Source organism: Nitrospirillum pindoramense, from assembly GCF_007827955.1.
In the GTDB taxonomy this organism is placed as follows: domain Bacteria; phylum Pseudomonadota; class Alphaproteobacteria; order Azospirillales; family Azospirillaceae; genus Nitrospirillum; species Nitrospirillum amazonense_B.
The window spans coordinates 145,088-164,090 of record NZ_VITR01000006.1; the positions used below are offsets into that span (position 1 = coordinate 145,088).

Annotated in this window: 18 protein-coding genes and 2 tRNA genes; all 20 read right to left on the reverse strand. The window is 65.9% G+C overall.

What is annotated here, in order from left to right; genetic code table 11:
* Position 1 precedes the first annotated feature (1 nt).
* Positions 2–1,948, reverse strand: coding sequence for an NADH-quinone oxidoreductase subunit L (gene nuoL, locus FBZ90_RS11515; RefSeq protein ID WP_145732222.1), 1,947 nt, complete (start codon positions 1,946–1,948; stop codon positions 2–4).
* Positions 1,949–1,953: 5 nt separating this feature from the next.
* Positions 1,954–2,262: an NADH-quinone oxidoreductase subunit NuoK gene (nuoK, locus tag FBZ90_RS11520; protein WP_040846291.1), complete on the reverse strand. Its 309-nt coding sequence runs from the start codon at positions 2,260–2,262 to the stop codon at positions 1,954–1,956.
* Positions 2,263–2,276: 14 nt separating this feature from the next.
* On the reverse strand, positions 2,277–2,885 hold the full coding sequence (locus FBZ90_RS11525; RefSeq protein WP_145732224.1) for an NADH-quinone oxidoreductase subunit J: 609 nt from the start codon (positions 2,883–2,885) through the stop codon (positions 2,277–2,279).
* 154 nt (positions 2,886–3,039) lie between these two features.
* Positions 3,040–3,528 carry an NADH-quinone oxidoreductase subunit NuoI gene (gene nuoI, locus FBZ90_RS11530; protein ID WP_145732226.1) on the reverse strand — a complete coding sequence of 163 codons (489 nt, stop codon included), beginning with the start codon at positions 3,526–3,528 and terminating at the stop codon, positions 3,040–3,042.
* A 104-nt stretch (positions 3,529–3,632) separates the two neighbouring features.
* Positions 3,633–4,652 carry an NADH-quinone oxidoreductase subunit NuoH gene (gene nuoH / locus FBZ90_RS11535; protein ID WP_145732228.1) on the reverse strand — a complete coding sequence of 340 codons (1,020 nt, stop codon included), beginning with the start codon at positions 4,650–4,652 and terminating at the stop codon, positions 3,633–3,635.
* A complete protein-coding gene (nuoG, locus tag FBZ90_RS11540; protein WP_145732230.1) occupies positions 4,645–6,711 on the reverse strand; it encodes an NADH-quinone oxidoreductase subunit NuoG in 2,067 nt (688 codons plus the stop codon). The genes nuoH and nuoG overlap by 8 nt, the downstream gene beginning before the upstream one ends.
* A 20-nt stretch (positions 6,712–6,731) precedes the next feature.
* Positions 6,732–8,012: an NADH-quinone oxidoreductase subunit NuoF gene (gene nuoF, locus FBZ90_RS11545; RefSeq protein WP_145732232.1), complete on the reverse strand. Its 1,281-nt coding sequence runs from the start codon at positions 8,010–8,012 to the stop codon at positions 6,732–6,734.
* A gap of 5 nt (positions 8,013–8,017) precedes the next feature.
* Positions 8,018–8,650 carry an NADH-quinone oxidoreductase subunit NuoE gene (gene nuoE / locus FBZ90_RS11550; protein WP_145732234.1) on the reverse strand — a complete coding sequence of 211 codons (633 nt, stop codon included), beginning with the start codon at positions 8,648–8,650 and terminating at the stop codon, positions 8,018–8,020.
* Entirely contained in the window at positions 8,647–9,840 is a 1,194-nt protein-coding gene (locus FBZ90_RS11555) for an NADH-quinone oxidoreductase subunit D (protein ID WP_145732236.1), read from the reverse strand. The genes nuoE and FBZ90_RS11555 overlap by 4 nt, the downstream gene beginning before the upstream one ends.
* Positions 9,841–9,848: 8 nt before the next feature.
* On the reverse strand, positions 9,849–10,496 hold the full coding sequence (locus FBZ90_RS11560) for an NADH-quinone oxidoreductase subunit C (protein ID WP_145732238.1): 648 nt from the start codon (positions 10,494–10,496) through the stop codon (positions 9,849–9,851).
* A gap of 19 nt (positions 10,497–10,515) precedes the next feature.
* Complete coding sequence (locus FBZ90_RS11565) at positions 10,516–11,076, reverse strand: NuoB/complex I 20 kDa subunit family protein (protein ID WP_463605636.1); 561 nt, start codon at positions 11,074–11,076, stop codon at positions 10,516–10,518.
* A 76-nt stretch (positions 11,077–11,152) separates the two neighbouring features.
* Positions 11,153–11,521 carry an NADH-quinone oxidoreductase subunit A gene (locus FBZ90_RS11570; protein ID WP_145732644.1) on the reverse strand — a complete coding sequence of 123 codons (369 nt, stop codon included), beginning with the start codon at positions 11,519–11,521 and terminating at the stop codon, positions 11,153–11,155.
* Between the two features lie 444 nt (positions 11,522–11,965).
* A tRNA-Asp gene (locus tag FBZ90_RS11575) sits at positions 11,966–12,042 on the reverse strand.
* A gap of 175 nt (positions 12,043–12,217) precedes the next feature.
* Positions 12,218–12,511 (reverse strand): hypothetical protein, encoded by a 294-nt coding sequence (locus FBZ90_RS11580; RefSeq protein WP_246130343.1) that lies wholly within the window; start codon positions 12,509–12,511, stop codon positions 12,218–12,220.
* 126 nt (positions 12,512–12,637) lie between these two features.
* Positions 12,638–14,323, reverse strand: a complete 1,686-nt coding sequence (locus FBZ90_RS11585) for a Na+/H+ antiporter (protein ID WP_145732242.1) — start codon at positions 14,321–14,323, stop codon at positions 12,638–12,640.
* A 64-nt stretch (positions 14,324–14,387) separates the two neighbouring features.
* Positions 14,388–14,600, reverse strand: a complete 213-nt coding sequence (locus FBZ90_RS11590) for a hypothetical protein (protein WP_145732244.1) — start codon at positions 14,598–14,600, stop codon at positions 14,388–14,390.
* Complete coding sequence (locus FBZ90_RS11595; RefSeq protein WP_145732246.1) at positions 14,600–15,460, reverse strand: hypothetical protein; 861 nt, start codon at positions 15,458–15,460, stop codon at positions 14,600–14,602. Before FBZ90_RS11595 ends, FBZ90_RS11590 begins: the two co-directional genes overlap by 1 nt.
* Positions 15,461–15,753: 293 nt before the next feature.
* Positions 15,754–15,828 (reverse strand) — tRNA-Val (locus FBZ90_RS11600).
* Between the two features lie 326 nt (positions 15,829–16,154).
* Complete coding sequence (locus FBZ90_RS11605; protein WP_004274300.1) at positions 16,155–16,427, reverse strand: HU family DNA-binding protein; 273 nt, start codon at positions 16,425–16,427, stop codon at positions 16,155–16,157.
* A 157-nt stretch (positions 16,428–16,584) separates the two neighbouring features.
* Complete coding sequence (gene lon, locus FBZ90_RS11610) at positions 16,585–18,993, reverse strand: endopeptidase La (protein ID WP_145732248.1); 2,409 nt, start codon at positions 18,991–18,993, stop codon at positions 16,585–16,587.
* Positions 18,994–19,003 lie beyond the last annotated feature (10 nt).

Sequence of the window (19,003 nt, forward strand, 5' to 3'; positions counted from 1 at the left end):
CTCAGGGCTTGAAGTAGAACCAGCCGACCAGCGCGACCACGCCGATCACCATGGCGAATGCGTAATGGTAGACGTAACCGGATTGCAGACGGCTGACGCCGGCGGCCACGCCGCGGGTGGTCTTGGCGACGCCATCGGGGCCCAGCCCGTCGATGATGGCGCCGTCACCCGCCTTCCACAGGCCGAAGCCCAGGAGCCGCGCCGGCTTCACGAACAGCACGTCGTAAATCTGGTCGAAGAAGTACTTGTTGAAGACCAGCACGTGCAGCGGCTTCACCACCTTGGTGAAGGTCGCCGGGATGCCGGGGACGAACATGTAGCAGACATACGCCAGGGCGATACCGGCCAGGCCGACGAACAGCGGCAGGACACCCACCCACTCCCGCCCCTCATGGGCGGCGTGGATGCTGTCGTGGGCATGCAGCACCTGGATGGCGCCGCGCCAGAACTCGGCACGGGCCTCGTGGCCGACGAACCACTCGTAGCCGCCGATACCGGCGATGAGGGCGCCGATGGCCAGCACGGTCAGCGGACCGGTCATGACCACCGGGCTTTCATGCACATGGTCCATGACCTCCTTCGAGGCGCGCGGCTTGCCATGGAAGGTCATGATCAGCAGGCGCCAGGAGTAGAAGGCGGTCATGAAGGCGGCGGCGATGCCCAGCCAGTAGGCGAAGTGGCCGACGGCGGTGCCGGAGCCGTACGCCGCCTCCAGGATGATGTCCTTGGAGTAGAAGCCCGCGAAGCCGAAGACACCGGGAATGCCGACACCGGCCAGGGCCAGGTTGCCGATCCACATCACCGCGTAGGTGAAGGGGATGAGCCGCCAGATGCCGCCCATCTTGCGCATGTCCTGCTCACCCGACATAGCGTGGATGACGGAACCGGCACCCAGGAACAGCAGGGCCTTGAAGAAGGCGTGGGTCATCAGGTGGAAGACGGCGGCCTGGTAGGCCGACACGCCGATGGCGAAGAACATGTAGCCCAGCTGGCTCATCGTCGAATAGGCGATGACGCGCTTGATGTCGAACTGGGTCATACCGATCGTCGCGGCGACGAAGGCGGTCAGGGCGCCCAGCACCGTCACCACGGCCAGCGCGGTGGGGGCGTATTCGAACACCGGGCTCATACGGGCCAGCATGAACACGCCGGCGGTGACCATGGTGGCCGCGTGGATGAGGGCCGACACCGGGGTCGGGCCTTCCATGGCGTCCGGCAGCCAGGTGTGCAGACCCAGCTGGGCCGACTTGCCCATGGCGCCGACGAACAGCAGCAGGCAGGCGCAGTCCAGCGCCGACACATGCCAGCCCAGGAAGTTGAAGGTGGCGTGCGCCTTGCCGGCGGCGGCCGGGAAGATGGTGCCGAATTCGACGCTGCCGAAGATGATGAAGATCGAGAAGATGCCCAGCGCGAAGCCGAAGTCACCCACGCGGTTCACCAGGAACGCCTTCATGGAGGCGTCGTTGGCGCTCTTCTTCTCGAACCAGAAGTTGATCAGCAGGTAGGAGGCGACACCGACGCCCTCCCAGCCGAAGAACATCTGCAGCAGGTTGTCCGAGGTCACCAGCATGAGCATCATGAAGGTGAACAGGCTGAGGTAGGACATGAACCGGGGCTTGTCCGGGTCATGGCTCATGTAGCCGACGGAGTAGATGTGGACCATGGTCGACACGCCGTTGACCACGATCAGCATGACCGCCGTCAGGGTATCGACGCGCAGGGCCCAATCGACGTGGAAGTCGCCGCTGGCCACCCAATTGGCCAGGGGCACCACACGGGCATGGCCGTTGATGGCCACGTCGATGAAGAGCATGACCGACAGGACCAGCGCCGCCACCATGGCGCCGCAGGTGACGAGCTGGGAGCCCCGGTCACCGATGCGACGGCCGAAGAAGCCGGCGATGAAGGCCGCGAGAAGCGGCAGGAAGATTGCTGCGATGACGGCCATGGCCCTCAACCCTTCATCAGGTTGATGTCCTCAACCGCGATCGAGCCACGGTTGCGGAAGTAGATGACGAGGATGGCGAGGCCGATGGCGGCCTCGGCAGCCGCCACGGTCAGGATGAACAGGGCGAACACCTGTCCCACGAGATCGTGCAGGAAGACCGAGAAGGCGACGAGGTTGATGTTGACGGCGAGCAGGATCAGCTCGATCGACATCAGGATGATGATGACGTTGCGGCGGTTCAGGAAGATGCCGAACACGCCCAGGATGAACAGGATGGCCGCCACCGACAGGTAGTGGCCGAGACCGATATCCATCATGGTTTCCATGGTTACACGCCCTCCCCGGTCCGGACCTTGACCACGGCCACCACGTCGTCGCGGCGACGCGACACCTGGTCGGCGATCACCTGGCGGCGGGTGCCCTTGCGCGAGCGCAGGGTCAGCACGATGGCGCCGATCATGGCGACCAGCAGCACCAGGCCGGAAGCCTCGAAGACATAGGCGTATTGGGTGTAGAGCAGATCGCCCAGGGCCTGGGCGTTACCAACGCTTTCCGGCGTCGGCGCCGCGCGGACGCTGTCGGCCGGCCCGGCGTAGACCCAGCCGGAGATCACCAGGCCCAGTTCCGCCAGCAGGGCCGCCCCCACGGCGAGACCCGCCGGCAGGTAGCGCAGGAAGCCCTTACGCAGTTCCTGGAAGTTGATGTCCAGCATCATGACGACGAAGAGGAACAGCACCGCGACGGCGCCCACGTAGACGATGACCAGGATCATCGCCACGAATTCCGCCCCGATCAGCACGAACAGGCCGGCCGCGTTGAAGAAGGCCAGGATCAGGAACAGGACGGAGTGCACCGGATTGCGCGCCGTGATCACCAGCATGCCGGACAGCACCAGCACGGCGGCGAACAGGTAGAAGGCGAGAGCGGGCAGTATCATCGGCGGCTCTCCTTCCGGTGCGGGTTGCGGACGTTGGCGATCAAGATCTCTCTCCGGTAACCGGGCCCAGGGTCTGGGTCGCTGGCTCTGGGTAGGGGGCGTGGGCGGTCCCGCGCGCGGGCGTCACGGGGTTGGGCGTCACAAGGCGTGAAGGTCAGCGGTACGGCGCATCCGCCGCGATGTTGGCGGCCAGCAGGGGTTCCCATCGGTCGCCGTTCGCCAGCAGCTTTTCCTTGTTGTAGAAAAGCTCCTCGCGCGTCTCGGTCGCGAACTCCAGGTTCGGTCCCTCGACGATGGCGTCCACCGGGCAGGCCTCCTGGCAGAGACCGCAGTAGATGCACTTGGTCATGTCGATGTCGTAGCGGGTGGTGCGGCGCGAGCCGTCTTCGCGCGGTTCCGCTTCGATGGTGATGGCCAGGGCCGGGCACACCGCTTCGCACAGCTTGCAGGCGATGCAGCGCTCTTCCCCGTTGGGATAGCGCCGCAGGGCGTGCTCACCGCGGAACCGGGGGCTCAGCGGGCTGCGCTCATACGGGTAGTTGATCGTCACCCGGGGCTTGAACATGTAGCTGAAGGTCAGGGCGAAGCCCTTCACCAGCTCGGTCATGAACAGGCCGCGCGCCGTGCGGTCGAGCCAGGCCATGTCGTCACCTCATTCCTTGATGCGGGGGGGCGGCTCCCCCCCGCGGTCAAAAGTCAGTCACTAATCAATCCCGCCCGGGGCGGGGCACATACCGGCGCAGGCGATCAGTGCGGCAGCTTGTCGAAGTAGACAAGGAAGCCAGCGGTCAGGATCACCCAGATCAGGGAGAACGGCAGGAACACCTTCCAGCCCAGGCGCATCAGCTGGTCATAACGGTAGCGGGGCAGCGTGCCGCGCACCCAGATGAACACGAACATCAGCAGAAGGATCTTGATGATCAGGTTCAGCGGACCGGGGATGAAGCCCAGGAAGGGGAACGGCTGCCAGCCACCCAGGAACAACACGGAGGTCATGCCGCTCATCAGCAGCATGCTGATGTACTCGCCCAGGAAGAACAGGGCGAAGGTCATGGCCGAGTATTCGGTGTGGAAACCGCCGACCAGCTCGGACTCGCCTTCCGGCAGGTCGAAGGGGGCGCGGTTGGTTTCCGCGAGCGCCGAGATGAAGAACACGACGAACATCGGGAACAGCGGGATGCAGAACCACACGTGGCTCTGGGCCCGGACGATGTCCGACAGGTTCAGCGAGCCGACACACAGCAGCACGGTGATGATGACGAAGCCGATGGAGACTTCGTAGGACACCATCTGCGCCGCAGAGCGCAGGCCACCGAGGAAGGCGTATTTGGAATTGGACGCCCAGCCCGACATGATGATGCCGTAGACGCCCAGCGAGCTGATGGCGAAGAGGTAGAGCACGCCGACGTTCAGGTCGGACAGCACCAGCCCCTCACCGAAGGGAATGACCGCCCAGGCGATCAACGCCATGATGAAGGTCAGCATGGGCGCGATCAGGAACACGGCGCGGTTAGCGCCGGCCGGGATGATCGTTTCCTTGGTCAGCAGCTTCAGGCCGTCGGCGAAGGGCTGCAGCAGGCCGAAGGGGCCCACCAGGATGGGACCCTGGCGCAGCTGGATGGCGGCCAGCACCTTGCGTTCCATGTAGGTCATCATGGCCATCGCGATCAGCAACGGCACCGTGATCACAAGGATCTTCAGGATGATCGCCAGCAGGGTCGCCCCGGCCAGGGGCAGGCCCAGATGAAGGGCGAGGAAATCAGCCATGGGTACCGGTCCTCTCGGCAACGGCGGGCGACACGAAGGCCTCCGTGCATTCGGCCATGGTGGCCGAGGCGCGGCTGATCGCGTCGGTCATGTAGAAGTTCTCCACCGGCAGGGTGAAGGGGGCGGCGGCCACGGCGCCGGCCGTGCCGAAGGCACCCCAGGCGGCCGGGGTCACGCGGTCGATCTGGGCGAACGCCGGGTTGGCGTCGGCCAGCCGCTTGCGCAGCTGCTGCAGGGTGTCATACGGCAGGGGCTTGCCCAGGGCGCCGGACAGCGCGCGGATGATCTTCCAATCCTCGCGCGCCTCGCCCACCGGGAAGGTGGCCTGGCGGGTGTGCTGGGCGCGGCCCTCGGTGTTGACGTAGGTCGCGTTCTTTTCGGTGTAGGCGGCACCGGGCAGGATGAGGTCGGCGCGGTGGGCGCCGCGATCACCATGGTGACCCTGGTAGATCACGAAGGCGCGGCCGAAGTGCTGGGCCTCGATCTCGTCGGCGCCCAGCAGGTAGACCACCTCGACCTCGCCCTTGCGGGCGCCGTCCAGGATGCCGGCCAGGTCGCGGCCGCCCTTGGCGGGCAGGAAGCCCAGATCCAGGGCGCCCACGCGCGAGGCCGCGCGGTGCAGGACGTTGAAGCCGTTCCAATCCTCACGCACCAGGCCGCAGGCCTCCGCCACCGCGCGGGCGGCGGCCCAGACGGCGGCGCCGTCTGGACGGGCCAGGGCGCCGGAGCCCAGGATCAGCAAGGGCTTCTTGGCGGCCTTCAGCGTTTCGGCATAGGGATGGCTGCCGTCGGCGATGGCGTTGAGCAGCGTGGCGTCGTTGCCCAGATGCTCGATGGGGAAGGTCAGGTCGACGCGCGGGCCCAGCACGGTGACGGTCAGGCCGCCCTGCAGGTAGCGCTTGCGGATGCGGGCGTTGACCAGGGCGCCTTCCCAGCGCGGGTTGGTGCCGATCAGGAAGACGTGGTCAGCCTGCTCGATCCCGGCGATGGTGCTGTTGAAGATGTAACCGGCGCGGGACGTGGCATCGATGGCGCTGCCGTCCTGGCGGCTTTCCAGGCTGGCGACACCCATGCCGCCCAGCAGGTCCTTCAGGGCCAGCAGGCTTTCGGCATCGGCCAGGTCACCGGCGATGGCGGCGATCTTCTCCGGCGCCGAGCCCTTCAGCTTGGTCGCGGCCAGGGCCAGGGCCTCTTCCCACGAGGCGGCGCGCAGCTTGCCGTTCTCGCGGATGTAGGGGCGGTCCAGGCGCTGACGCTTCAGGCCGTCATGGGCATAGCGCGTCTTGTCGCTGATCCATTCCTCGTTCACCGCCTCGTTCAGGCGGGGCAGGATGCGCAGCACCTCACCGCCCCGGGTGTCGATGCGGATGTTGGAGCCGACGGCGTCCAGCACGTCCACCGATTCCGTCTTGCGCAGTTCCCAGGGACGGGCGGTGAAGGCGTAGGGCTTGGAGGTCAGGGCGCCCACGGGGCACACGTCCACCAGGTTGCCCGACATTTCGGACGAGACCGCGGCCTCGACGTAGGTGCCGATCTCCATATGCTCGCCACGGCCGGTGGCGCCCATGACGGACACGCCGGCGATCTCGTCGCTGAAGCGGATGCAGCGCGTGCAGTGGATGCAGCGCGTCATGATCGTCTTGATCAGCGGGCCGAGGTTCTTGTCCTTGACCGCGCGCTTTTCCTCGCCATAGCGGCCGCGGTCGAAACCATAACCGACCGCCTGGTCCTGCAGGTCGCACTCACCGCCCTGGTCGCAGATGGGGCAGTCCAGCGGGTGGTTGATGAGCAGGAACTCCATCACCCCCTTGCGCGCCTTGTGCACGGTCTCGGTGTCGGTCTTGATCACCATGCCTTCGCCGCAGGGCATGGCGCAGCTGGCGATGGGCTTGGGAGCCTTCTCCATCTCCACCAGGCACATGCGGCAGTTGGCCGGGACCGACAGCTTCTCGTGATAGCAGAAGCGCGGAACCTCGATGCCCAGCTGCTCGCAGGCCTGCAGCACGGAGGTGCCAGGCGCCACTTCAAGCTCGATACCGTCGATGGTCAGTTTCGGCATGTCTTAAATCCTTCCACCGATCACTCGGCAGCGATGCTCTGGCGGTAGGCGGCGATGCGGGCTTCCATCTCCGGCCGGAAGTGGCGGATCAGGCCCTGCACCGGCCAAGCGGCGGCGTCACCCAGGGCGCAGATGGTCCGGCCCTCGATCTGCTTGGTCACGTCATACAGCATGTCGATCTCGTCCAGGCGGGCCTGGCCGCGCACCATGCGGTCCATGACGCGGGCCAGCCAGCCCGTGCCCTCACGGCAGGGCGTGCACTGGCCGCAGCTCTCATGCATGTAGAATTTGGACAGGCGGGCGATGGCCTTCACGATGTCGGTGGACTTGTCCATGACGATCACGGCCGCCGTGCCCAGGCCCGACCCAACCTCACGCAGGCTGTCGAAGTCCATCAGCACGGTGTCGCAGACGCTCTTGGGCATCACCGGCACCGACGAGCCGCCGGGGATGATGGCCAGCAGGTTGTCCCACCCACCGCGCACGCCGCCGGCGTGACGCTCGATGAGCTCCTTCAGGGGGATGCCCATCTCCTCTTCCACGTTGCACGGCTTGTTCACGTGGCCGGAGATGCAGAACAGCTTGGTGCCGGCGTTCTTGGGGCGGCCCAGGCCGGCGAACCAGGCGGGGCCGCGGCGCAGGATGGTGGGCACGCCCGCGATGCTTTCCACGTTGTTGACCGTGGTCGGGCGGGAATACAGGCCGGCGTTGGCGGGGAACGGCGGCTTGTTGCGCGGCTGGCCCTTCTTGCCCTCGATGGATTCGATGAGCGCGGTTTCCTCGCCGCAGATGTAGGCGCCCGCCCCCTTGTGCAGGTAGACGTCGTAGTCGTAGCCGCTGCCGCAGGCGTTCTTGCCGATCAGACCGGAGGCGTAGGCCTCGTCGATGGCGACCTGGACGTTGGACGCCTCGTGGTAGAACTCACCACGGATGTAGATGTAGCAGGCGGTGGCGCCGATGGCGAAACCGGCAATCAGGCAGCCTTCGATCAGCTTGTGCGGATCATGGCGCAGGATCTCGCGGTCCTTGCAGGTGCCGGGCTCGCCCTCGTCGGCGTTGATGACCAGATAGACGGGGCCATCCACCTTCTTGGGCATGAAGGACCATTTCAGGCCGGTGGAGAAACCGGCGCCGCCGCGGCCGCGCATGCCCGATTCCTTCATCTGCTCGATGATGGTGTCGCGGCCCCGGGCCAGGATGTCCTTCGTCCCATCCCAGTCGCCGCGCTTGCGGGCGGCGTCCAGGCGGAAATCCTCGAAGCCGTAGAGGTTGGTGTAGATGCGGTCTTCGTCGCGCAACATCGGCCTTACTCCTGCGACGCCGGCTTGACGCCGTTACGCTGCGCCATCTCGATCAGGGTCGTGGGACCCCCGATGGGCGCGGAATTGATGCGGCCGTTCTGCGGGCCGGGCTTGGGCTTCTCGCCCCGGATCAGGGTGTCGAGCAGCGCCTCGGTGGAGGGGCCGTCCAGATCCTCGTAATAGACATCGTCCAGCGAGATCACGGGGGCGTTCACGCAGGCGCCGGCGCATTCCACCTCGACCACGGTGAACTGGCCGTCGGCCGTGGTCTCGCCTGGGCCGATGCCCAGCTTGCGCTTGCACGCCGCCAGCACCTCGTCCGACCCGCGCAGCCAGCAGGGGGTGGTCGTGCAGACCTGCACGAAGTGCTTACCCACCGGCTTCAGGTTGTACATGGTGTAGAAGCTGGCGACCTCGTACACGCGGATGGGGGCCATGCCCAGCATGCCGGCGACATAGTCCATCGCGGCGCGGGGCAGCCAGTTGTCGTGCTGGCGCTGAGCCAAGTCCAGCAAAGGCATCACGGCGCTCGCCTGGCGGCCTTCCGGATACTTGGCGATGATCCGCTGGGCCAGAGCCAGGTTGTCGGCGGTGAATTCGAAGGTCGCCGGACCGGCAGGGGTCTCGGAAGCGCTCATCGGTCGATCTCTCCGAACACGACGTCGATGGAGCCGATGATCGCGACGGCGTCGGCGAGCATATGGCCCCGGGACATGAAATCAACACCCTGCAGATGGGCGATGCCCGTCGGCCGGATCTTGCAACGGTAAGGACGGTTGGTGCCGTCGGACACGAGGTACACGCCGAACTCGCCCTTGGGCGATTCGGTGGCGGTGTAGGTCTCGCCCGCCGGGACGTGATAGCCCTCGGTGTAGAGCTTGAAGTGATGGATCAGCGATTCCATCGACCGCTTCATGTCGCCACGCGGCGGCGGGGCGATCTTGCGGTCGTCCACCTTGATGGGGCCCGGCGTCTGGCGCAGTTTGGCGATCGCCTGCTGCACGATCCGGTTGGACTGCCGCATCTCCTCCACGCGCACCAGATAGCGGGCGTAGCAGTCACCCGTCTTGCCGATGGCGACGTCGAAGTCGTACTCGGCGTAGGTGTCGTAGGGCTGCGCCTTGCGCAGGTCCCACGGGATGCCGGAGGCGCGCAGCACCGGGCCGGTGAAGCCCCAGGCCAGCGCCTCGTCACCCGAGACGATGCCGATGTCGACCAGGCGCTGCTTGAAGATGCGGTTGGCCGTCAGCAGGCCCTCCACATCGTCAACGAACTTCTCGAACTTGGCCGCGTAGGCCTCGATATCGTCCAGCATGCCGGCCGGCAGGTCCTGATGGACGCCGCCCACGCGGAAATAGTTGGCGTGCATGCGGGCACCCGACACCCGCTCATAGAACTCCATGAGCAGCTCGCGCTCCTCGAAGCCCCACAGGGCCGGGGTCAGCGCGCCCACGTCCATGGCGAACGTCGTGACGTTCAGCAGGTGGTTCAGGATGCGGGTCAGCTCGGCGAACAGCACGCGGATGTGCTGCGCGCGCTTGGGCGGGGTGATGCCCAGCAGCTTTTCCGCGGCCAGGACGAAGCTGTGCTCCTCCGACATCGGCGACACGTAGTCCAGCCGGTCGAAGTAGGGCATCGCCTGGATGTAGGTCTTGTACTCGATGAGCTTCTCGGTACCGCGATGCAGCAGACCGATGTGCGGGTCCGCCCGCTCCACGATCTCGCCATCCATCTCCAGAACCAGGCGCAACACGCCGTGGGCGGCAGGGTGCTGCGGCCCGAAGTTCATCGTGTAGGGTTTGATTTGGCTTTCGACAGGATTGGCCATGGCCGATCTCACTTCTTCACGCTGCCGTCGCGCAGCGACGCGCCCAGCGGGATGACCGCCTTCTCGTCGCCCGGCAGTTGCACATCGGTCATCGCCTCCCAGGGCGACATGAAATCAAAGGCCCGGAAGTCCTGCGTCAGCTTCACCGGCTCATAGACGACGCGCTTCTGCTCGTCGTCGTAGCGGACCTCGACATACCCCGTCAGGGGGAAGTCCTTGCGCAGGGGGTGACCCTCGAACCCATAGTCGGTCAGGATGCGGCGCAGGTCGGGATGGCCCGCGAAGAACACGCCGAACATGTCCCAGGTCTCGCGCTCGTACCAGCCGGCGGCCGGGAACAGGGGGACGCAGGACGGGACGGGCGTGTCCTCATCCGTGGTGACCTTCACCCGCGCGCGCAGGTTCTTGGACACCGACAGCAGCATGTAGTTGACCTCGAACCGCTCCGCCTTCGACGGCCAGTCCACCGCGGTCACATCGACCAACTGGGTGAAGCGGCAGCCGGCGTCGTCGCGCAGCACGGTCAGGGTCTGCAGCAGACCCTCGCGGGTGGTGCGGACCACCAGCTCGCCGTGCTGGATCTCGGTACCGGTCACAGCGCCCGGGAGAGCCGCCGCGATCTTGGCGCCCAGCGCCTGTAGGGTTTCTTCGTTCATTCCAGATCCCCCGGGCCGCTCAGCGCCGAACCAGGCGGTTGCCGCCCTTGATCTTCTTCTGCAGCTGCAGCACGCCGTAAACCAGGGCCTCGGCCGTGGGCGGGCAGCCCGGCACATAGATGTCCACGGGCACGATGCGGTCGCAACCGCGCACCACGGAATAGCTGTAGTGGTAGTAACCGCCGCCGTTGGCGCAGGACCCCATGGAGATGACCCAGCGCGGCTCCGCCATCTGGTCGTAGACCTTGCGCAAGGCCGGGGCCATCTTGTTGCACAGGGTGCCGGCCACGATCATCACGTCCGACTGGCGCGGGCTGGGGCGCGGAATGACGCCGAACCGGTCCAGGTCGAAACGGCTCATGTAGGCGTGGATCATTTCCACCGCGCAGCACGCCAGACCGAAGGTCATGGGCCACAGCGACCCGGTGCGCGCCCATTCCTGCAAGGCGTCCAGCTTCGCCACGACGAAGCCTTTATCCTGCAATTCCGTCGTCACGGCCTTGATGTAGGCGTCCTGGGCGGGACCGGGCGGCAGGGGCGCGCCCACGCCGGCGGGGGGAACGGAAGAATGGGTTGGCAAAGACGTCACGGGTCTGGCTCCGGTGTGAACGGGCAGCGATGCGAAAGACGGAAAAAGGCCTGAGCGCCGGCCGGGATCACTCCCAGTCCAGCGCGCCCTTCTTCCATTCGTAGATGAAGCCGATGGTCAGGATGCCCAGGAAGGCCATCATGGACCAGAAGCCGAACAAGCCGATGCGGCCCAGGGACACGGCCCAGGGGAACAGGAAGGCCACTTCCAGGTCGAAGATGATGAACAGGATGGCGACCAGGTAAAAGCGCACGTCGAACTTGCTGCGGGCGTCGTTGAACGGCTCGAAGCCGCATTCGTACGCCGACAGCTTTTCACTGTCCGGCTTCTGCTTGGCGACCAGCATGGAGCCGAACAGCATGGCCGCCGCGATCACCGCGGCGATACCCACGAAGATGAGGATCGGCAGGTACTGGCTCAGCAGCTCGGTGGACATAACCTGACTGGACATGAGTGTGCCCCAATTTCGTCCCGGTTGGCCCGACAGGGCTTGCGGAAGGCGCCACCCGCAACCAAGTGCATGAAGCCCAGGCCCACACATCTGATTGTCGGTATTGGCCCCACCCGGCCTGCCCGCCGGTTCTGGACATAACCTCCAGACCCATGCGGGGGTCCGGATGCCTGCAACAAAAGCCCGGCTTGGGGCCGGGCGTGTTGGAATATAGGCGGGTGCCGTGCCCAAGGAAAGCAAATTACGCCATGCGCGGCGCTGGGGCCAAGGCGCTGAAAATATGGGGGAAATGACCAAAATCGGGCTTGTTGAGATCCACTCTCAATTCCCGCTCTACCGCAGGTGCGAAAGCCCATAACGCAAGCAGGCCGCGCTGTTGCCAGCGCGGCCTTGCTAAGGTATCGATTGCCCTGTCCGGCATCGATAAAGTGGCGCGAGTGACGGGACTTGAACCCGCGGCCTCCGGCGTGACAGGCCGGCGCTCTAACCAACTGAGCTACACCCGCGTCGTTGCAACGTTGCTTTCTGGCCTTATTTCGCACCGTTCGTTTTATCGTTCGGTGCGTTTCGCGCCGTCAGCGTCGCTGCGGTGCGCGGTTTGTAGTAAAAAGCCCCACCCCTTGTCAAACAAGAAAAACGCGGTGGCGCCGATTTTTTTCATTTTTTTGTAAGCAATTGATTTTACGCGGCTTTTTCCGCGCGGCGCAGGCTGTCCAACCGGTCAAGCGCCTGGAGCAGGCGGGTGGGGACGCCGCGATGGTCCACGGCGTCGGGCCCACCGAAAGCGGTCATGCACAATTCCAGCGCCTGGGCCAGCGGTTCCGCCACCGTAAGGTTGCCGTGCTCCAGCGCCAGTTCCAGCGCGCTCAAAATCCGGTCGCCGAGGCGCCGCTCATCCTTTTCCATGACCCGATGCTCCGGTTCGTTGCCAGGCAGGCCCCCCAGGGCACAGCCGGGGCTGCAGAAGCTTACCATCTTTCCCGGGCGGTCCCCGATGGGAAATCGACCTCTGCTCATGGATAGGGGCTGCCATGTCGGCCGCGGCCGGCACCTCGCCACCAGACGTGGCGTCCACACCCTGGCCCCCGGCGCCCGAACGCCTCAAAGCACCCGGGACCGGGCCAGCGACGCCTCCATCATGTCCAGGCTGTGGACCATGCGGCGCCAGGTTTCCTCGCTGATGGCATGAATACGGTGCAGGCGGGCCAGTTCGTCGCGCTTGGCGCGCAGGGCGGCCAGCCTCAGTTCCGCGTCGATGGTCAGCCTCCGCCGGGCCTGGGCACGGACATCCACCGGCATGTCCGGATCCTCCACCTGGCGGCGGTAGAACTCCATCAGGCGCAGCACCGCCTCGGTATGGAGGTCGGCGTCATCGGCTCCGGGTCGCTTGGCGTGGTGCGCCTGTTCCAACCGGCGCAGGGCCGCGCGCGCCAGGGCGGCCTCGGCCGCCCTCTCCTCCTCCACGCCCGCATCCTCCTCCGGCATGCTCAAGCCGCGCAGCAGCCAGGGTAGCGTCAGGCTGGCCAAGACCAGCGACACCAGAATGACACCCGACGCCAGGAAGATCGCGACGTCGCGCCCAGGAAAGGGCACACCGTCACGCAGCCAGTCCGGCAGGGACAGCACGCCGGCCAGGGTGACGGCGCCACGCACCCCGGCGATGGCCATGGCGGCCATGATGCGCAGCATGATGCCGGGAGGCCCGCCGGGCCGGGGCTTCCCCCGCCAACGGGCCAGCGCCTGGCTGACCATCAGCGACACCCAGACCCAAAGAACCCGCAGGCCCAATAGCACGCCGACGATGATGGCGACCTGCAACGCCAGCCATCCCAGGCCGACCGGCGTTTCCAGGGGTCCGGCATGGGGAGCCCCGGCCTGACTGGCGATCATGGGCGCCTGGCCCAGGATGCCCGGCAGTTGCCAGCCCAACAGGACGAAGATCACGCCGTTCAGCGTGAACTGGATCATCTCGCCCACCGCCGTGCCCTGCAGGCGTGTGGCCACCTGCCCCGACTCTTCGAGCGGCAGCAGGTTCAAGGTCATGCCCCCCGCCACGGCGGCCAGGATACCCGACATGTCCAGATGCTCGGCCGCCAGGTAGGCGGCGAAGGGCACCAGAAACATGGTGAGGATGGTGGTGCCCGGCGAATCGCCCCGGGCGCGCACCAGCCAGCCATGGACCACCCGCACCGCGGCCACCATGACCACGCCCACCAGCACGCCGCCTATGGCCGCCCACAGGAAGGAGACAGTGGCCGCGCCGATGGAGAAGGTGCCGGTGAGGGCCGCCGTCACGGCGAATTGCAGGCACACGAGGCCAGAGGCGTCGTTCAGCAACGCCTCCCCCTCCAGTATATGCTTCAGGCGGGGAGGCATGCGCGCGCCGCCGGCCATGCCCGCCACGGCGACCGCATCGGTGGGAGACAGCACCGCCGCCAGGGCGAAGGCGGTGGACAGGGGAACGGCGGGCAGCAGCCAGTGGATGATATGCCCGGCCCCGACCACGGTGAACAGCACCAGGCCCACTGCCAGCGTCAGAATGATGAACCCCAGGCGCCGCAACTCCAGCACCGGGAATCGCCAGGCGTCAAGGAACAGCAGGGGCGGAATGAACACCAGCAGGAAGAGGTCGGGGTTAAGGACGATGGGCACGCCGGAGAAGCCGCCCAGGGCCGCGCCCAGGGCCACCTGGATGAGCGGCAAGGGCACACGGCGGACGAAAGGGCTGATCCCGCCCGATGCCGCGACGGTCACCAGCAGGATCAGGACGGCGGTCATCGTTTCCATGGGGCGGATCTATTCCAGGCAAGCCGATGGATCAGGGCGGGAGCGGACACAGGCCCAGGGCGGATCAGCGCCGGGGACGTCGTCCCGCCAGCAGCGCCGCGGCCAGGACGATGACGCCCAGCAGGATGACTAGGATGTTCATCCCCGGACCGCCGCTGCGGTCATGGGTCATGTCCCAAAGCCGCCCACCGATCATGGCCAAGCCCAGAATGATCAGCAAGACCCGGTGCTGCGGTGTCAGCCCGCCAGGCGACATATCCGGCGGCGGCGTGTCCATCACCGGGCATCCCCCGCGGCCACCGTCACCGCGCCGGCCCGCCCGTCCTGGCTCAAGGCGCGATGCGCGCGGGCCAGCGCCACACCCAGCAGGGCGACACAGATGAAATTCACGACCGCCATCGCCAGGGTCCACAGCAGGCTGACCGCCACGTCGGGGGGCGCGGTGGTGCTGGTGGTTAGCCAGTCCCCCATCACCAGGCGGTTGATGAAGAAGCAGGGAACCTGCAGCACGGCCTGGCTGACCAAGACGACACCGGTCAAGCGCCAGGCCAGGGGCTCGGCGGCGCGCCAGTAGCGGCTGAACGCCGGCGTCTCACCGGCCAGGACGGCCATGAGCCCGATGCCCAGGCGCACCGTGACATGCAGCGCCAGGATGCCAACGGCCAAGGCGCCCGCCAGGATGGCCAGCCAGACGCCCGGCCCCGCCTGCTCCTCCGCCGTCGAATCGACCAGCATGGCACGGCCGAACATCAGCACCATCAGGGCGATCAGCAGCATGAAGAAGTATAGGATCTGCCAGCCGGTGGCGGCCCATTCATTGCGGCCGAAACCCGGCTGCAGGAAGGTCACGGGCTCCTGCCCCGTCCGGACCCAGCCCCCCCAGGCGGACAGGGACCGCATGTGCGCCCAGGTCTGGAAAACGACCAAGACCAGGAAGATGAAGCCGAACTCGGCCCATTGCTCCTGACCAGGTTCGTGACCCAGGTACTGGATGCTGCGAAACTGGAAGAACAGGGCGGCGGCCAAGCTAAAGACCGCGGGCATGCCCAGGAAACGCGCGATGCGTTCAGGGGCGGCGAACACCTCACGAAAGAGGCTGACCACTTCCCCCAAGATCGACTGGCCGTTCGACGCCATGCCCCCTCCCAAACGGGGGCGACAGCGTCCCCCGGATTGCGCGCTCGCGGGCCCCGCCGCCGTTAAATAGGTGGCAGGATGGATTGATAAGGCCCGCGCGTCCCATGGTGAAACCAGATGCCCCGATGCGCCAAGACGCCAGATGCCCCTGATACGACTGAGCGGCCGCCGTGGACCGCCCCCGTGTCAGGATTGCAGCTTTGCCATCGCGGTCAAAGTGACAATGCGGGACCGGCCGGCATGGCGGCCTTGCCTGCGGCGGGCCGCGCATCCAGGCTGGACATCATGGAAAGTGGTGGGCGGTGAGGGATTTGAACCCCCGACCCGATGCGTGTAAAGCACCTGCTCTACCCCTGAGCTAACCGCCCGTCACCTTGGCCCCGCAGCGTCGTGCGCCGGGACATGACGCTTTAGCGGCCCACGGCCGGTTTGGGAACCCATTTTTTGAAATCCACCGGAGCGGAAGGCGTGAAGCCTGAAAATTGACGGCGGAAACAAAAAAGACGGGAACACCCGCTGGCGTCCCGTCTTATCACATCACTGGTCGGGATTGCGCCAGCATGCTGCCGGCACCAACCCGACGGTCCGCCACCTTGACTGTGGTGGACCATCACACCTGTTGTGGGGGAAAGGCGCCGCCATCGCGGCAACCGGTCCCCCAAAACCGGCGGATCAAACGGCGGTGACGCCGTTCTTAGTTCAGCGCGTCCTTCAGGCCCTTGCCGGGCTTGAACTTCGGCTGCTTGCTGGCGGCGATGGAGATCGCCTCGCCGGTGCGCGGGTTGCGGCCTTCGGAGGCGGCGCGCTCGGCAACGGCGAAGGTGCCGAAACCGACCAGGCGAACTTCGTCACCCTTCTTGAGGGCTTCGGTGATGCCCTCGAACACCGCATCGACCGCCTTGTTCGCATCAGCCTTGGACAGCTCCGCGCTAGCGGCGACAGCGGCAACGAGATCGTTCTTATTCACTTAAGGCCCCCCTTCTTGAAGCAGGATCTGACTGGATTACGTCCCGGTCGCGGGGCGCGCGCCGGGATTGGGATTCGGTTCGGACGTACGGCCCCGGGGTTATCCGCCCCGGGGCCGTCGCGTCAGGCCTTCAATTCACACGATTTCTGTCCGTACTTCAATGCCGAATCACGCCATCCTGGCCCTCTTCCGCGGCTTTCGCGGCCACGGGCTCGACCACTTCCGGCTCCGACCACTCGATCGGAACCAGCGGCTGCACCAGGGCGTTGGCCAGAACCTCGTCCGCCGTCGTCACCGGGATGATGGTCAGGCCACGCTTCACATTGTCGGGAATGTCCGCGAGATCCTTCTCATTATCCTTTGGAATCAACACGGTCTTGATTCCGCCGCGCAGCGCCGCCAGCAGCTTCTCCTTCAATCCGCCGATGGGCAGGACCCGGCCGCGCAGGGTGATTTCGCCAGTCATGGCGACATCCTTGCGCACGGGAATGCCTGTCAGCACGGAGACGATGGAGGTGGTCATGGCGACACCGGCCGACGGACCATCCTTAGGCGTAGCTCCTTCGGGTACGTGGACGTGGATGTCCTTGCGCTCGAAAAGCGTCGGTTTGATGCCGAACTGGGTGGAGCGGGATTTCACGAAGCTCTCGGCGGCCTGCACCGATTCCTTCATGACATCGCCCAGCTTGCCCGTCGTGGTGACCCGGCCCTTGCCGCGCAGCATCACCGCCTCAATGGTCAGCAGTTCACCGCCCACTTCGGTCCAGGCAAGACCGGTGGTGCAACCCACCAGATCCTCTTTCTCCGCCTCGCCATAGTGATACCGGCGCACGCCAGCATACTTGTCGAGGTTGCGGCGGGTGATCGACACCTTGTCGACCCCCTTCATGAGGATCTCCTTGATGGCCTTGCGGGCCAGGTTGGCGATCTCACGCTCCAGGCTGCGTACGCCGGCTTCCCGGGTGTAGTAGCGGATGAGGTCGCGCAACGCGTCGTCGGAGATGGTGAACTCGCCCGCCTTCAGGCCGTGGGCCTTCAGCTCCTTGTCGATCAGGTGCCCGCGGGTGATCTCGATCTTCTCGTCCTCGGTGTAGCCCGACAGCCGGATCACCTCCATGCGGTCCAGCAGGGGCTGGGGCATGCGCAGGGTGTTGGCCGTGCAGACGAACATCACGTCCGAGAGGTCGTAATCCACCTCCAGGTAATGGTCGTTGAACGTGCCATTCTGCTCGGGGTCCAGGACCTCCAGCAGGGCGGAGGACGGGTCGCCCCGCCAATCGGCACCCAGCTTGTCGATCTCGTCCAGCAGGAACAGCGGGTTCGACGACTTCGCCTTCTTCATGCCCTGGATGACCTTGCCGGGCATGGAGCCGATGTAGGTGCGGCGGTGACCGCGCACCTCGGCCTCATCCCGCACACCGCCCAGCGACACGCGGACGAAGTTGCGGCCGGTGGCCTTGGCGATGGACTTGCCCAGCGAGGTCTTGCCCACGCCGGGCGGGCCGACGAGGCACAGGATGGGACCCTTCACCTTGTCCATGCGCTGCTGCACGGCCAGGTACTCCAGGATACGCTCCTTGACCTTCTCCAAACCGTAGTGATCGGCATCCAGGATGGCCTCGGCCCCCTTGATGTCCTTCTTCACCTTGGTGCGCTTCTTCCACGGAATGGAGAGCATCCAGTCCAGGTAGTTGCGGACCACCGTCGCCTCGGCGGACATGGGGCTCATGGTCCGCAGCTTCTTGACCTCGGCCAGCGCCTTTTCCCGGGCCTCCTTGCTGAGGCGGGTCTTGGCGATGCGCTCCTCGATCTCGGCAACCTCGTCCTTGCCATCCTCGGACTCGCCGAGTTCCTTCTGGATGGCCTTCATCTGCTCGTTCAGATAGTACTCGCGCTGAGTCTTCTCCATCTGCCGCTTGACGCGGTTGCGGATGCGCTTCTCCACCTGAAGCACGCCGATCTCGCCCTCCATGAAGGCGTAGACCTTTTCCAGCCGCTCCCCCACCGTCGCCGCTTCCAGAAGCTGCTGCTTCTCCGGAATTTTCAGCGCCAGGTGCGAGGCGATGGTGTCGGCCAGCTTGCCCGGTTCCTCGATCTGGTTGACCGAGACCAGGACCTCCGGCGGGATCTTCTTGTTCAGCTTGATGTACTGCTCGAACTGGGCCACCGCGGCGCGGGCCAAAGCCTCCGCCTCCTGCGCCTCGCCCGTCTTTTCCTCGATGGGCTCGGCATAGGCCTGGAAGAAGTCCTCGCTGCGCTCAAAGCTGACGATGCGCGCGCGCTGCCCGCCTTCGACCAACACCTTCACGGTGCCATCGGGCAGCTTCAGCAGCTGCAGCACGGTGCCGATGGTGCCGACGGAATAGATGTCGTCGGGCGTGGGATCGTCCTGGGCGGCGTTCTTCTGGGTGACCAGCAGGATCTGCTTGTCATCCTTCATCACGTCTTCCAGCGCGCGCACCGACTTTTCGCGCCCCACGAACAGGGGCACGATCATGTGCGGGAACACCACGATGTCGCGCAAGGGGAGGACCGGGTAAAGGGTGCCTCGGGTGGCTTCCAACATAGGTCTGACC

Coding starts and splice junctions, on each gene's coding strand:
- nuoH (WP_145732228.1), bottom strand. CDS start 4,652: ATGGCTGATTTCCTCGCCCTTCATCTGGGCCTGCCCCTGGCCGGGGCG.
- FBZ90_RS11570 (WP_145732644.1), bottom strand. CDS start 11,521: ATGTCCACCGAGCTGCTGAGCCAGTACCTGCCGATCCTCATCTTCGTG.
- FBZ90_RS11580 (WP_246130343.1), bottom strand. CDS start 12,511: ATGGTAAGCTTCTGCAGCCCCGGCTGTGCCCTGGGGGGCCTGCCTGGC.
- nuoI (WP_145732226.1), bottom strand. CDS start 3,528: ATGGCCTGGCTCGACCGCACGGCGCGCGGCCTGTTCATGACCGAGCTG.
- FBZ90_RS11560 (WP_145732238.1), bottom strand. CDS start 10,496: ATGAACGAAGAAACCCTACAGGCGCTGGGCGCCAAGATCGCGGCGGCT.
- lon (WP_145732248.1), bottom strand. CDS start 18,993: ATGTTGGAAGCCACCCGAGGCACCCTTTACCCGGTCCTCCCCTTGCGC.
- nuoL (WP_145732222.1), bottom strand. CDS start 1,948: ATGGCCGTCATCGCAGCAATCTTCCTGCCGCTTCTCGCGGCCTTCATC.
- FBZ90_RS11595 (WP_145732246.1), bottom strand. CDS start 15,460: ATGGCGTCGAACGGCCAGTCGATCTTGGGGGAAGTGGTCAGCCTCTTT.
- FBZ90_RS11555 (WP_145732236.1), bottom strand. CDS start 9,840: ATGGCCAATCCTGTCGAAAGCCAAATCAAACCCTACACGATGAACTTC.
- FBZ90_RS11585 (WP_145732242.1), bottom strand. CDS start 14,323: ATGGAAACGATGACCGCCGTCCTGATCCTGCTGGTGACCGTCGCGGCA.
- nuoK (WP_040846291.1), bottom strand. CDS start 2,262: ATGGATATCGGTCTCGGCCACTACCTGTCGGTGGCGGCCATCCTGTTC.
- nuoF (WP_145732232.1), bottom strand. CDS start 8,012: ATGTTGCGCGACGAAGACCGCATCTACACCAACCTCTACGGCTTCGAG.
- nuoE (WP_145732234.1), bottom strand. CDS start 8,650: ATGAGCGCTTCCGAGACCCCTGCCGGTCCGGCGACCTTCGAATTCACC.
- FBZ90_RS11590 (WP_145732244.1), bottom strand. CDS start 14,600: ATGGACACGCCGCCGCCGGATATGTCGCCTGGCGGGCTGACACCGCAG.
- nuoG (WP_145732230.1), bottom strand. CDS start 6,711: ATGCCGAAACTGACCATCGACGGTATCGAGCTTGAAGTGGCGCCTGGC.
- FBZ90_RS11525 (WP_145732224.1), bottom strand. CDS start 2,885: ATGATACTGCCCGCTCTCGCCTTCTACCTGTTCGCCGCCGTGCTGGTG.